The organism is Vibrio barjaei (assembly GCF_001639065.2).
Taxonomy (GTDB): Bacteria; Pseudomonadota; Gammaproteobacteria; order Enterobacterales; family Vibrionaceae; genus Vibrio; species Vibrio barjaei.
The window spans coordinates 47,519-62,419 of record NZ_LQXO02000053.1; the positions used below are offsets into that span (position 1 = coordinate 47,519).

At 40.4% G+C, this 14,901-nt stretch carries 11 protein-coding genes; 6 read left to right on the forward strand and 5 right to left on the reverse strand.

Annotated features, from left to right (window positions below; translation table 11 throughout):
• Complete coding sequence (locus tag AWH66_RS20835; protein ID WP_063603650.1) at positions 1-3,321, reverse strand: Ig-like domain-containing protein; 3,321 nt, start codon at positions 3,319-3,321, stop codon at positions 1-3.
• A 1,060-nt stretch (positions 3,322-4,381) separates the two neighbouring features.
• Between AWH66_RS20835 and AWH66_RS20840 the strand changes: the two genes are divergently transcribed.
• The 3 genes from AWH66_RS20840 (at position 4,382) to AWH66_RS20850 (ending at position 8,052) form a co-directional block, all read left to right on the forward strand.
• Positions 4,382-5,791 carry a tryptophanase gene (locus tag AWH66_RS20840; RefSeq protein ID WP_063603649.1) on the forward strand — a complete coding sequence of 470 codons (1,410 nt, stop codon included), beginning with the start codon at positions 4,382-4,384 and terminating at the stop codon, positions 5,789-5,791.
• A 75-nt stretch (positions 5,792-5,866) separates the two neighbouring features.
• Positions 5,867-7,129: an amino acid permease gene (locus AWH66_RS20845; protein ID WP_083400090.1), complete on the forward strand. Its 1,263-nt coding sequence runs from the start codon at positions 5,867-5,869 to the stop codon at positions 7,127-7,129.
• Between the two features lie 470 nt (positions 7,130-7,599).
• Positions 7,600-8,052, forward strand: a complete 453-nt coding sequence (locus tag AWH66_RS20850; RefSeq protein WP_063603647.1) for a ParB N-terminal domain-containing protein — start codon at positions 7,600-7,602, stop codon at positions 8,050-8,052.
• A 180-nt stretch (positions 8,053-8,232) separates the two neighbouring features.
• On the opposite strand, the gene AWH66_RS20855 is transcribed toward AWH66_RS20850, so the two are convergent.
• Positions 8,233-9,429 carry a potassium/proton antiporter gene (locus AWH66_RS20855; RefSeq protein WP_063603646.1) on the reverse strand — a complete coding sequence of 399 codons (1,197 nt, stop codon included), beginning with the start codon at positions 9,427-9,429 and terminating at the stop codon, positions 8,233-8,235.
• A gap of 184 nt (positions 9,430-9,613) precedes the next feature.
• Between AWH66_RS20855 and AWH66_RS20860 the strand changes: the two genes are divergently transcribed.
• Positions 9,614-9,964: a cupin domain-containing protein gene (locus AWH66_RS20860; RefSeq protein WP_063603645.1), complete on the forward strand. Its 351-nt coding sequence runs from the start codon at positions 9,614-9,616 to the stop codon at positions 9,962-9,964.
• A gap of 2 nt (positions 9,965-9,966) precedes the next feature.
• Here AWH66_RS20860 and AWH66_RS20865 read toward each other — a convergent pair whose 3' ends face one another.
• Positions 9,967-10,581, reverse strand: coding sequence for a hypothetical protein (locus tag AWH66_RS20865; protein WP_063603644.1), 615 nt, complete (start codon positions 10,579-10,581; stop codon positions 9,967-9,969).
• Positions 10,582-10,671: 90 nt separating this feature from the next.
• Here AWH66_RS20865 and AWH66_RS20870 point away from each other — a divergent pair, with 90 nt between their 5' ends.
• The gene (locus AWH66_RS20870; RefSeq protein ID WP_063603643.1) at positions 10,672-10,887 is read left to right on the forward strand and encodes a DUF3820 family protein; all 216 of its coding nucleotides are present in this window, start codon (positions 10,672-10,674) and stop codon (positions 10,885-10,887) included.
• Between the two features lie 39 nt (positions 10,888-10,926).
• Here the strand turns inward: AWH66_RS20870 and AWH66_RS20875 are convergent, their stop codons facing one another.
• Positions 10,927-11,574: a hypothetical protein gene (locus AWH66_RS20875; RefSeq protein WP_063603642.1), complete on the reverse strand. Its 648-nt coding sequence runs from the start codon at positions 11,572-11,574 to the stop codon at positions 10,927-10,929.
• A 266-nt stretch (positions 11,575-11,840) separates the two neighbouring features.
• On the opposite strand from AWH66_RS20875, the gene AWH66_RS20880 reads away from it, so the two are divergent.
• Positions 11,841-12,797: a hypothetical protein gene (locus AWH66_RS20880; protein ID WP_063603641.1), complete on the forward strand. Its 957-nt coding sequence runs from the start codon at positions 11,841-11,843 to the stop codon at positions 12,795-12,797.
• A gap of 49 nt (positions 12,798-12,846) precedes the next feature.
• On the opposite strand, the gene AWH66_RS20885 is transcribed toward AWH66_RS20880, so the two are convergent.
• Entirely contained in the window at positions 12,847-14,901 is a 2,055-nt protein-coding gene (locus AWH66_RS20885) for an alpha-amylase (protein ID WP_063603640.1), read from the reverse strand.

Sequence of the window (14,901 nt, forward strand, 5' to 3'; positions counted from 1 at the left end):
CTAATATGCCGCAACACAAGATACAAGTCTGCTGTTTAAGTCGTTATCGTTTTTCAATACTCCAGTATTGATGTCCAAAACCTTGGAAGAGTTTAATGCGCGGTAACCGAAATTAGCAGGGTAAGGCCAATTGAAGTTGTCACCTAACGGGCCTCTATCGTTATAAAATGCCTCGAGCTCATATATTTCAGGTAAACGCCAAGTAGTACGATTTAAGAAAGAAACCTGTCCTAAATAACTACAGTACTTCTCAACATTGTTAACTGGACTCTTCGAAAACACGGCATAAAATGTATTTGGAACACCTTGTCCTGGTGACCGAACATCAATAAAGCTATGTTCCTTAAATTCAAGAGCCCGAACGGCAGGTATTGAAGGGGAAGCTGTAAAGAGTAATGTATTGTTTGACGTACTTGTTACCTTTAAGCAAGCACCGTTAGTGTCGTTTGTAGTGCTATTAATTGAATCACAAACATTCACATCTGTTGGTACGCTTAGCGTCACTGTATCTTCTAGGTCGCCCAAGCTAATAGTTATCTCGGCTCTTCCCAAACCAACGGCTTGTACTAAGCCATTGTTTGTCACTGTGGCTATTGATTCGTCGCTAGTGCTAAAGTTGACTATATCTCGGATATCATTCCCGTTTTGATCTTCTATAAGAATCGAGGCTTCGCCTGCTATAGGTAAAGTAATAGAACGGTTGGCAATAACAAATTGAGATACAGGAGAGATAACTTTTGTGGCCAGACTTTGAATGGGTAGTCCAGGTATTTCCGCAGAGATAGTTAGCTCACCAAGCTGTTTCGCTTCAACTTGACCTTTATGGGTAATCAGAGCCGTAATTTGTGGGGACGTAGACCAGTTTACGAGATACGTAATATCTCTTGTCGAACCATCCGTCCAAGTACCAGTTGCTTTAACTGAACTAGTTTCATTGATCACTAGGTGCTCATTGACAGTGTCCTCAAAGTGAATTTCAAAGCTTTGCAGTACAGGCTCTAATACTTCTACATTAGAAATATCATAAATGTGGGAAAATGTGTTATCAGTTACCCTTATGATTGTCGTTCCTTCACTGAGAGGTGTGAATGCACCAGTTTGTGTATCCACTGTTCCTATCGAAGGATCGCGACTTGTCCACGTTAGACTGCTTAAATCAAATATCTCGCTACCGTCACTATAATATTTAGTGACGGTTAAGTTAATTGGAATTCCCACTCTCGCTTGTAAGTTACTTGGCTCGAGTGATAACGCCACTAGTTCTGCAGAGGAAACCAAAACTGTTGTGTTAGCAGCATGCATGCCATTAACATCACCATTAATAGATATTGTAACAGGTCCACCTTCTTTATGAGCGGTGAGCTGGCCTGAGCTTGCGTTAATGCTTGCGATAGTAGGGTCGCTACTCACGTAGCTATATGTTGAAGCTGAACCTAGGGTTGTTCTCCCACCAGTGGAACTAGTGAGTTCAAGATAGTAATTTGCTTGCGTGCCAGCAGGAATGATGGGGGGGCTATCACTTTTTATGGCCATACTAACAATATCCAGTACGCTGGAGTTTATAACGGTCAGTGGGACGGTGTCTGTGTGCTCTTGAAATACTGCCGTAATATCTACGGTTCCGGGAGTCATGCCCGTAACAAGCCCGAATCCATCTATGGTTGCGATCGATGTATCGGATGAAGACCACGATATTGATGGTGTATCTGTGATGTCTATTTCTCTAAGGTCGGATAGAATAGCTTTAGCATTAAACTGTTTGGTTTGAAGATCATTTATAAAATGCGTTGTAGGAGTCACCATAATATTTTTTACAGTAGCTGGCGCAACGCGAACTGTAACAGAGTCAGAGAACGATTCACCATTGTAGTCTCCTGATACCCTAATTAACGTAGAGCCAGTAGCTTGAGCCGTTGCAAATCCACTTGCGGTTATAGAAACGATAGAAGGGTCATCACTGCTCCAAACTAAAGATGAATAGCTTGTAAAATCCAATGACTGACCGCTCTCGAAAACCAGGCTGGCTACTAACTGTTTGCTAAGGCCGATGGAGAGATTGAGGATTTGGGGTGAGACGGCAAAGTGTTGTACTGGTGACTCGGAGATTGAAACTCTTGCTGTAGCCACTAGACCTTTATAATTGGCGGTAACCTCAAGAGGAGAACTGCTAACTTTTTCTTTGACCGTCAACTTGCCTTGAGTGGAAATCGAAGCGTGAACTGGTGAGTTTAAAGTCCATGTTGTTTGAGAGGATACATCATATGAATTACCATTTTCATCTACCGCAATTGCAGAGAGCTTGCTCGTTGATAAGATAGGAATAGAGGCTGTTCCTGGTGAAATAGAAAAAGATGAAAACGAAAGGTCATTGTTGTCCACAAAAGCATGGGCTGAATCGCTAAATAGTGAGTTACCAACGGTGTAGCTTGCTGAGATGGTAACTTTTCCGGACTTTGGGCCAACAGTAAGTATCCCATTAGAAGCATTTATGGTCGCTATTTCAGGTGCATCTGTAGACCATATAGCGCTGGACGTAACGTCATTTGTTGTTGAGTCAGAATACAGAGCGGTGGCTGTGTATTGTTTAGTCATTCCACTGGTGAGGGTTGATGTTGAGGGAGTAACCGTCAGGTCTACCACCTCCGCTTCCGTTACCGTTAACAGCTTGGAGCCGGAGAATGAAATACCATTTGCGAAACCTTGAAGTTCAACATATACCTCACCTGGAGATAGTGCTGTCAATAAACCTGTAGACGCGACTATCGAGGCTCTATTAGTGTCGTTGACGCGCCATAGAGTGCTAGGCTGCTGAGTAACTTCTAAGGAAGTGCCATCATCGAATTGCGCAATAGCTTTATACTGTAATTTTGCACCTAACCCAATAGACTCTTTAGGAGCTAAAATTGTGAGAGAATCTACTATAGCGTCGGTTACTAGCATAGGAACAACAGCTCGATATGTTTCACCTTGATACCTTGTTACTGCAGTCACTTCGGCTTCGCCTACGCTTTTAGCATGTATTTTGTTATCTATAATATTGACTATAGATATGTCGGAAGATGACATTGAAATCTCGCCAGGTACATTTTTACTCACCCCAGTTTCGTTGGAAACTAATGCAGCTTTCATTGGACTTGAGAAACCCACAGGGAGAGTCTTTCGGCTTTCTATAACTAATTGAAAATCTTCATTGTCTGATCTTGGGTTCTTAGATAGGCTTTCTTTAGAAGAATCGCAACCAGACAGTAAAATAAGGCATAAAGTTACTGTCACGTAGCAAAAAACTAAGTGGTTTGGTATCAAATGTCTATTACGGTTCATTTTTATCATCTCCGAGTAATCTTTAAGAAACTTGGTATACTTAGTTACTCCAAAAATTAAACTTAAAATACACAGAGATAATAAAAGTCAATGAGAGAACTAAGATAAGGTATTTCTATATTTGTAACTGGAATACTAATGAATAAATGATACCGCTAGTAAGGTTTTCTGGAAGAAGAGTGCATTGCTGGGTCAATAGTGTACCAATGAAAACTGCAACGTTGATAAATAATGGGATATAAAGCTGCTGGAGAGAGAGCTAAATTACTGCTCATTATCATACCCTCCTAATTCTAGCTGTTAGAATATTACGAATAATAGAGTTCTGAACTCATAAGTACAAGGTTGAAAGCGCCGAAATTTTATATTTAGAGTTTTTACTATGGAGGAAGCTACTTCCAAACAAAGCGTTATGCTTTGTTTGGAGATAGGCATGTGTTGGTAAATGTAAATTATTGGTAGAATGTCACACAAATTAGCTATTGGTCTCCATCAATCACATTCAGAAAACTAAGTTCATATTGTGAACATAATATTATGGTGAAATTTCAATTACCACAAATACATTGGGGATAATTAAAGCTTCAAATTAGTGTGATAATTTTCTCATTTTTAATTAATTAAATGATAGAGTTCTTATTAATTGTGGCTTTCTTTTTCTTTAAGTATCTGAAACAAAAGGTTTTGGTGGAAACTCTCTGACAAAGCAATAACTCTAATGGGAATGTAATTTTACTTTGTTAGTTGAATGTTAGTAGGGTTGACATTATAGTTAACACTCTTGTTATATCTATACTTACTTAAAGGAGGGCTAGATGAATGTATTAGTGTCGCTTAAATCTATAATATCTTGTAATCGCTCACCTTTATTTTGGTTTCGTTGGTATACAGAGGATCCTTCACTAAAGAATATCTTCAAATCAGTCGATTTATAGTTCTGTTTAAACCTTAAAATGGCGGGTTGACCGTCGGGTTTATCTCGTCCGAAATATATCTTACTAAGAATCCAGTGACGAGATGTAAGACATTAAGATAATTATAAAATTTGATTGGAATAACAATGAAGACTTCACCACAACCATATAAAATTAAATCAGTAGAACCTATTAATCTACTGTCGAGGGAGCAGCGTTACGCAGCTTTAGAACGCGTGGGTTTTAACCCGTTTCTACTAAAAAGCGAAGAAGTATTTATAGACCTGTTAACAGACTCTGGTACAGGGGCAATGAGTCAGAATCAATGGGCCGCAATTATGGTAGGGGATGAATCGTACGCAGGTAGTACGAGCTTTTACAATTTAGAGAGTGCCGTTGCAGATATCTTCAATTATAAATATACGATACCTGTTCACCAAGGGCGAGGTGCTGAGAAGATATTATTCCCTGTGCTTATAGATAAAATGCGTAGAGAAAGGGGAGGAAAGGAGCCCGTATTTATTTCTAACTATCACTTTGATACAACCGCTGCGCATGTAGAACTGAGTGGAGCAAAAGCTATCAACGTTGTAGTTGAAGAAGCTTATGCTTTGAATGAACACTTTGATTGGAAGGGAAATTTCGATCTAACTAAGTTGATTGGATATATCGAGCTTCATGGCCCAGAAAATGTTGCTGCTATTATTATTACAGTTACCTGTAATAGTATGGGGGGACAACCAGTTTCCTTAGATAACATTAAAGCAGTTCATGACATAGCAAAAGAATTTGATATTCCAGTGGTTATGGACGCAGCAAGATTTGCTGAGAATGCTTATTTTATAAAGCAGAGGGATGAGCATTACGTAGACCATGAAATATCAGAAATTGTGAAGGAAATGTTTCAATATGCTGATATATTTACAATGTCGGCAAAAAAGGATGCGATGGTAAATATAGGAGGGCTATGTTGTTTTAAAGGTGACGAAGATCTATATAGAGAGGCTCAAGTTCACTGTATACCGATGGAGGGGTTTGCAACCTACGGCGGGATGTCGGGTCGTGATATTGAAGCTCTGACGGTTGGTTTGTATGAAGCAATGGATTACAACTATCTTTCAACGAGAATTAGTCAAGTAGACAGACTCGCTCAAAAGTTAGCAAATGCGGGTATACCTGTACAAACTCCAACCGGAGGACATGCGGTCTTTATAGACGCTAGAGCATTTTTACCACACCTCTCAGTCGGTGAATTTCCAGGGCATGCATTAGCGAATGCTCTTTATTTAGAGGCAGGTATACGTTCTGCAGAGATAGGGTCTTTGTTATTGGGCCGAGACCCAGTGACCGGAATACAGAAATCATCGCCAACAGAACTCCTTCGTTTGGCTATTCCACGGCGTACTTATACAAATGAACATATGGACTATGTTGCGGAAAATTTGATTGAACTAAAGAAAAAGAAATCGAGCATTCCTGGTTATAGGTTTACCTACGAACCACTAGTTTTACGTCATTTCTTGGCTCAGTTTGAGCCGGTGATAAAAGTAAGTTAATCAATTTCTCTGTCTCTATAGTCGCTGAGTAGGGGCAGAGCATTTTCCAAGTATAAGTAAATAGGCTTCAAAGCAATGAGAAATTTGGTTTTGTTTTTCGAACGGCAAGTTCCTTTATCATATGGAGCAGCGGTGGTCGCCAGTACTGCTGTTGGAGTTGGTATGATGAGTTTACCTATTGTTAGTCTAGGTATGTGGTTTTTCTTAAGTCTGTTCGTACTACTAACGACGGCAATCTATGTAATTGCCGCTGGCTCTCTTTTACTAGAGGTAAATATGAGGTATCCAACTGGTACCGGGATACACACTATGGTCCATGATCTATTAGGAACAAGGCACGCTTTATTATGTGATTTTACGATGATATTTAATGGTTTCATATTGCTCTACGCTTATATAACAGTTGGTACTGAAGCTGTACAGTTTTATGTAAAGCAATTGCTAAGTTTTGAATTAAATCGCTATAGCGCTGGAGTACTTTTTGCTGGTGTGTTTGGAGCGATATTCTATTCCGCACCTTTGATGATTAGTCGGTTTTTAGGATTATGCGTTTCTGTAATGGCGCTTAGTTTTATCTACATCGCTTATCATCTAAGTTCAACTGTGGAGATAGAGTACATTACGTTACCTTCAGTTGAGAATGGCTACTCTTTGAAACTTTTGCCATTTATCCTTGTAGCGCTTCCTTTTTTTATGGCTGCCATGGGTTTTCAACAGGTTATACCAATGTTGAGAGAGCTTTATAGTAACAAACCTAAAAGAATTATGAAGAGTATTGTTTTAGGGATCGTTTTTGTATCGTGCATATACGGTATTTGGCTGTTTGTTATAATGGCAAATCAATCCAGAGAAGAAATGATTATTTCCGTAACTTCAGGGAAGGATAACATAGAGACTGTAGTGAAAACTATCAGCCAAAATGACAGTGTAAAGTCTCTGATGTTTTTCTTTGTGCAAATTGCTGTTCTCACCTCATTTATTGGTGTAGCAAAGGGATTGTTAGATTATTTAACGGATTTTGCGTCAAATCGATATGGTTTCTCACCTAGATATAGCAAGATATTTGTTTTAATCGTTCCATTGTTGCTGTCTCTGGCATTTCCGTACGGTTTTCTTGTTGCTATTGGATTCGCAGGTTTAGCGGGAGCAGTGTGGTCAGGGGTGTATCCTGCATTGATGGCGCTGGTAGTTCGCGAGCGCAGCTCAGAAGCGTTACCAAAGCAGTCGTATCGAGCTTTTGGCGGCAGGATAACGCCTTGGTTTACTTTTGGCTATAGTACGGTGTTAATAGTAGTTATGCTTCTTGGTTACTTTGAACTCTTACCTAAATTAAGTTAAGCACTCATAAAAGGCGACTCTATGAAGTCTTTTGACGAACTATTCTTGTTGTTATTCACTCATATTCGTCTACTGGTAAGAGTGGTTTTGAGTATAGGGATAGTTAACTTGATAGTAGTAGTGCTGATATTTATTTTTTTTAACTGGTTGTAATTGTAATCTGCCAATGGAACAAAAAGAACCCAACGTTAGTGTGAAAGAAAGAACTTGGGGCTCGAATAATAATTAAGCGATGAAATTATTACTAAATTACATAGCTGTCACAGGCGAGAAAAGCGCTTCGGTTTTGGCCTACTCCATATAGAGGCACCATGACACTCCCCATTAAATGATGGAGATAGGCCTTTTTTATTTACACTAAATCGTAGGATGTTTTATCAAATCTTAAGGAAAGAAATAAGCCTGCAAAGTATCGATTGATAAACATTATCTTAGTAGTAGTTCTAACATCTATTTTTGGAATGTGAGATATGAATGCAAAAACACTTAAGTGTGCGTCGAATTTTATTAATGCCTTATCGACTTGTTGCGACGAATTAACAACAAAAGAACGAATTGTGATTTTTAATCTCCTCTCAGGTTTATCGCAAAAACTTGTTGGGATTCGGCATCCTGTATTAAATGTTAGGTTGGTAGAAGCTAACCTAGTGTTCAACAACGATTTTGGCGCCGAGAGCATCACTCTTTCGGAGGACTGCGCGCTTAAAAAATCTATCCGTAAAGAAGGGCTTACAATGCCAATTGTTGTAGGACAGTGTTCAGGCGAAAATGGCTATACAGTGACTGATGGCGCCCACCGAATGGAAATTATTAAGAGTGAACCGGATATCAGAGAGTCTTTAGCTAACCACATCCCTGTTGTGATAATAAACAATATGAAGGACAGTACGGCTCATTCAATCAAAGATCACGCGGTAGGGTAACGCATTGAAAATAAATACGATTATCAAGACTTAACTAAAAGTAAAAAGTAAAAAGTAAAAAGTAAAAAGTAAAAAGTAAAAAGTAATGATGAGTGATGGTCAGCTACCTGAGGCAGAGCAAGTTATCGGCTTACTCTGCCTTTTGTGTTGCTATGGTGAGCGGTGAATTAGATTCTGCTGTTATTCTGAATCCACTTTTTTAAGTCCAAGCCTTGTGGCGAGTACTTCTATAGCACCTCCTTGCACGAATACAGAAATGACAACAATAAAGAACACCATATGAACCATAGTAACCGCGTTTTCAACTCCTGCGGCTGCAGGAATTAGGGCAAATACGATAGGGGTTGCTCCTTTCAGTCCGATAGAAGATATAAATAAACGCTTTTGCCAACTGGCTTTTCTAAACGGTAGGTAACATAGCTGTACTGCTATCGGTCTTGCGACAAGAATTAACAAGAAAGCAGGCAACAAGGATTGCCAGAACACTTTGAATAGTTCTTGAGGGAAGATCTGTAACCCTAAAGCAACAAAGAGTATTGCTTGAGCTAACCACGAAAGACTATTAAAAAAGTGGCGACTGACTTCCATACCTCGTTTTACACCGTTGCCAATTACCACACCAACGACATAGGAAGCGAGTAGGATATTGCCGCCAAGTAAATCACCTCCGTACATCGCTAACACTGCAGAAGCAAGAATGAAAACCGGGATTAGTCCATATTCTTCAAGCTTGATATTGTTTAATAGATGAGTACAAAGTTTGCCGACAAAAATAGCAATAGCTAGCGCGACGAATATCTGAAGGAATAATTCAAGACCAATACTCGCTAACGAAGGGACAGTATCTGGGGTTAGGGCAAGGCTAGTAAGTAGTACGACTAAGATCAAAGCCACGGGATCGTTGGTTGCAGACTCAAATTCTAAGATCGTGTCAGTGTCTTCTTTGAGTTTTAGTTTTTTAGACTCAAGGATAGAGAAAACGGCAGCTGCGTCGGTGGATGATACTATTGCACCGAATAACAAACATTGAACCGGCGGAAGAGCAAATATGATATAGATGATACCCGCAAAGGCGACAGTGGAAAACACCACTCCAAGAGACGAAAGAACGCCGCCTTCTTTGTAAGCCACTTTAATACTTTGGGTGGAAGTGCTCAACCCTCCTACAAAGACAATAATGTTTAGCGCAATCGCTCCGATTGCAGAGGTCAGTGTAAAATTGTCATAGACGAACCCAAACTCGCCGTTGCCTATGACGAGACCTACCGCCATAAAGATTAAAAGAGAAGGTAAGCCAAGAGTACGAGAAGGGTGATGTAACAGAATGCCTACGCAAATTAGCGCCGCAAAACCTACGAGTCCAAACTCAAAGTTCATGAATGTCCTATTATCTTTGTTGTTTCAAATGACATAAATCAAAGACCAAAATGGAAAATGATTCGTAAACTCTATGTTTCTATTTGTTTAGATTATAGTACCTTATTAGCGATAGAGCTTTAACTTAGACGCAAAAATTTTGTAAGTATTTTAGTTGCTTACCTAACTAGAGTGAAACAGAAAAATGGGATTAAAGAGAGGAAATATTTTTGGTGAAATTCCAAAAGATTTAACCAATGAAGTATTTGAAGACATCATTACTTCTGAGAGAGTGAGAATTGAACGTATCGTTTCAGATGGACATTTTACACCAATTGGTGATTGGTATGATCAAGCCGAAAATGAATGGGTGACTGTTTTGAAAGGAGAGGGTGTTATTGAGTACCTTGACGGTACGGTTGTCACGTTAGGTGTTGGTGATCACATTAAAATCCCAGCACATGAAAAGCATCGAGTGAAGTCTACCTCAGAGTCCTCATTAACGATTTGGTTGGCGGTGTTTTATCCAAAGGATGAGAGTGAGCAGAAACACTGAGTTTAAAACCCAGTGGAGTATTTGGCCTCAAGGTCTGCGATTCTCTGCCTAGTTTCTTTCAACTGTTGGTTTAGTTTTACCAGTTCTGCTTTATCTTCTGGGGTCATTTCCATTCTTACACTGCCAACACCGCAAGCGGATCGCGTTGCTTTACTGAATTTTGAAAAGCCGTATAACGGAACAGAGTATTCTACAAACTGACTTTGCTCAACATTGGAGACTCTTATATCAATAACTCTCCCTTTACGGCTTTGCAAAATCAATTGGTTAATCATTGATATATTAGACTTATCCGCCCTAACAAAACCTGACTTTTGCGAGTTAGAAAAGAGTTTCCCTTCTAAGTGTATTGGGTCGTTTCCATCTACTTTAAACACGACGTCAATAGGTGCATTGAAGTTTTCTAGTTCAGTAGCGAAACCAAGGGTAAGCAACAACTTTGAACGACTATCACAGCGAATTCCATAGGACGTAAATTCCTCACCAATGATATTTCCAAACCCCCATGTGCGATGTGTCTCTACACCATCAAATTTATCTACCTTGTGTTCTTTGAACCAATTGGCACTGACAGATGCTGGAATCAACAAGGCTAATAAGAGAATGAGAGTCCTCATTGTTTTCTCCTTGATCGTTTTTATTGCTATTTGGTTGAACATCTTTAAGATTAGCCACCTTAAAAGAACCTGACTAGTCCCAAGAATAAGATGTTAGATAAAGAAAATTTAGTAAAGCTCGCTAGGGTTCAAATGCCGTTCGGTAAGTACGCGGGTAGGGTGTTGATTGATTTGCCTGAAGAGTACTTATTGTGGTTTGACAAAAAAGGTTGGCCTAATGGTGAGTTGGGGGAGTTGCTTAAGCTGTGCTTGGCGCTGAAAATTGAAGGACTGGACAGTGTCGTCAAGCCATTAAAGCGAATGTAGTAAAAAGCGACGCTTACGTGCGTCGCTTGGTTGTATTCGTTAACCTGATAGGGACTCCCATTGAGTTGGGTGGAGAGCCTGAGGTTTTATTTGTACCCTACCATCTCTAGCCCTACAAATGCCTTGATTCACATCCCAAGCTCCTTCGCGAATGTATTTGTGTACGCCTTGTGTGCCCTGTTTATAATACGAATCTAGTTTTCCTCTGTATCCGTAATAGGTACATTTGTCATATCCCCATCCATACATGTAATCCGCCAGAGCTTGGGCGAAGCTTCGTTTGCCGTTGAGCCATGAGCCACTATTGCAGTTATAGCACTTTATCTTTCCTCTAAAGGATTTGGGTAAACCGTTTTCTCTCAATCTATCAACAACGAATCGGTGTCCTAGTTCCTTACCACCTTTTGAGGTTTTGATAAACTCGCTTCCAGGTTCGCCGTGTCCTCGAATATAGATTTGGTCATCGTTAGAAATGGTTTTTAATTCGTTTATCACGGTTTTTGGTTCATACCAAATTTGGATTGCTTCTTTATTTTTGGTATTTAACAGATATTCAATCCATTGATGGTTTTTTCGATGCCCTGCATAAGTCGATAAATTGCCTTTGTCGTTAAGTTGATCGCCGTACTCAATGTAAGACAGCAGATCCGTTGTTGGTGTAGGCATATATAAGATTATCTTTGCCATTGAAATTCCTTTTCATTTATCCATTAAAAACATGTGGTTATATGAATTGCTCCATCATATATAGCCTAGTAAATAGATGAGGTTCGTAAGGTTTATCAGTAGAAAATGGGATCTTTAGCCCAAAACTTCTTGTTGTGCATGTAACGATAAGGTTGTTGATAAGTATTTAAACTGAGAATAACGCCGCTTTTTTACAACATTTTCTGCAGAGATTGTAAGAAATACTATTCTTAATGAATAACTTAGTGTCGTATAAGGTTTTTACTATGGTTCCGGTTCTTTACATGCAGCTTGGCGATGTGATATGGAAAATTTCCGCTGACGGTTCGTGGCAAAGAGTAGCTGATGATGAGGAATTATTAGATGGAGTTCAGCTTGTTAGACAACAGGTTCAGGAATTAGGAGAAGATGTGCAGTTATCTGACAATCAGATTACTGCGATAGAACGTGAGCTTTCTCAAACCTTAGATAACCTTTCTAATAACATCGTTAATTCACAAGGGACCGTAGATACGATTTCATCCAGCTCTAGTGACAGCGGTGGTTTTGTCATTGCATTGAAAGCAACACTGGATGAAACCATTGCCCGAGCGGGGTTTGATACTAGACCTGGACTATTCGATACACAAGAATCTAGGCCGGAAACGACAATGCTCGACATTCTATCTGACCAAGCACAGTTAACGGTTGAGATTCTAGATGGCGGTGATGGTTATGAAAACCAATTTGAAGTGCCTGATGTCACTATCGTCGGTACAGCTACTGATGTGCGAGATGGTCGCGTTGTTCAGATTACCATTACCGATCAAGATGCCAACACAATCCAAGTTCAGGCAACTACTCAGGATGGACAATATTCTGTTTCAGGCGTGGTGCTAACCGAGTTAGTCGAAGGTCCGTTAGTGGTCACAGCCGTTGTTTATGATAACGTTGGAAATAGTATTTCTGCCAATGACGGCACCATCAAAGATACCTTGGCAAGTATTACTGTGGAAGCTGACGGATTCGGCGACGACTACTTGAACGCTCAAGAAGTCGGGTCGAGTATATATCTAGGAACGGTCACTAATGTTGAATCGGGCCAACCCATTAATTGGGTGATAACCGATGAGCAAGGCAATACGCTTTCTGGGACCTCTGCTGTTGATGCTGTTGGTGTATGGGATGTAAATCGAATTAGACTAAGGCTAGATGAACCCATGATTGAAGGCGGATATAAATGAGTTCTTAGGCGTTTTAGCCTAAGAACTCTTGATTGAATGTCTCTAGCTGTTACTTTCCAAAATAGGCGATGACGACTTTGTCGTCGCCTAATTCTCTTGAAAATACGTAAGCGTTGTCATTCGCTAATACCGTATGTTTTCCTGCGCCTATGGCTGGGTGTCGATCTCTAAATTGTCCAACTGTTTCCCAGTGCTTTAACAGCTTTTGCTTGTCATTTGAAAGTTCCCAAATCATGTCCGAGCGTGTACCTTGATGGAAATCATCTGCATAAGGACCGATGTTTCTTCCCACTTCATCGCCATAGTAGACTTGAATCGCACCTGGGCTTAGCAGCAAGGCGTTGGCAGCATTTCGTTGCATGTCATAGTCTTTAAAGCGGCTGAAAAACAGCTCAGTATCATGAGAAGACATGTAGCTTACTGGATTGAAATCAGGCGAGCTTTGAATGGAGTTGGCGTAATGCTGATAGGTGTCTGCCATTTGGCTGAAGCATGCAGCGCCTATGTCGAGCTTCTTTTGCATATCAAAGTTAATTAATGCATCAAACCCATCATCAAAATAGGGGCTTCTGTAGGCACTATGCCCCCATACTTCTCCCATCATCCAGAAAGGCTGTCCTTCAACGTTATTTTCTGAACGCCACAACTCAAGGCTAGAGGTCGCTTCAGATTTGAGTCTTTTCCAGACTTCGCCTTCAACGTGCTTGACGGTATCAACGCGATATCCATCTATACCGAAACGTTTAACCCAATCGGTTTGCCATTCGATTAAGTAGTCGGCCACGGTATAATTGTCTCTAGCGACTACTCGTGTGCCTGGGTTATTTAATAGAAATTCTGGTGGTTGAACGGTTTTATTTGATTCTGTTTTGAAATCTGGCAGACCTGCAAGGGACAAGGTTGTATCACTAGAGCCTGGCTTATCATAGCCAGGTAGACCAGTTCTTACCCAATCAGGCCCCCACCAATCAGCCCAATTGTGTGAGTTGTAATTTATATTGATGTGATAACTATGCCAATTTTCACCTTTTTTAGGTGCCCACTGTGCCCAGGTCTTTGGAAGGACATGGGTATTTTTGGCAACATCAATGCGATCAAATTGGAGATCGGCAAGCGTTGAATAGCCCGGGTGATTAATGACTGCGTCCAACAAAACCTTTATTCCCCGTTTATGGGCTTCAGAAACAAGCTGTCTCAAATCATCATCATTACCAAAGCTCTGGTCAATTTTGGTGAAGTCGCGAGCCCAGTAACCATGATAGGCATAAAATGGAAACGAGCCGCTATCACCACCCCCAACAAAACCATGTACCTGCTCTACGATGGGAGAAAGCCAGATAACGTTGGTACCAAGCGCTTTAATATAATCTAGCTTTTCTGTGACGCCTTTTAAGTCGCCACCATGAAATGTTCCGATCTCATCTTTACCATCTTTTTGACGTCCATAAGGTTGTATTGCCCCTGGGTTGGAATCATTAAAGCGATCGACCATGACGAAATAGATGTTAGCGTTTCTATAGTCGAACTTGGTGTTCGATTGGACTGATTTAACGGGCTCTAACAATGTTAGTCCGCCACTCGATGCGTTTGGTTGTAGTGAGACGTGACCATTATGAACAGTGACCACGGAACCTGAAAACACATCTTTCAGCTGTGTCCCATCGGGGTAAGAGCTTCCTAGGTCAATAGTCTGGATCTGGTTAGGGAGCTGTTCGCACTTAACATTTGGTATTGGACGTTTAAACTCAGTTTTAGCCACTTTTTTAGGTTGTCGTTTAAAGGTCAATGTGTGAAGTTTTTCATCGTAGATAAAGGCGTAGTCTCCGGTGAACCTAATATTCAAAGGCAAAGTAGATGTTTTGTCGCATAGTAGAGGGACTGGAGTGTTGAACTTGACCTTATTGGGCAACTCATTATTGCAGAGCCTATCTATAGCGCTGATTTCGAGTTGGTACTTATCTTTATTAAGAGTGACGACTAATGGAGTCGTAGAGTCTAGTGGATAGTCTCTGCTCGTTGTAGAGGTAGAGATGGTTAAGTAGCGTGATGCAAATAGCGATGGCGAAGCCAACAGCATATAAGCAAGTAGGGTCTTATGTTTCAT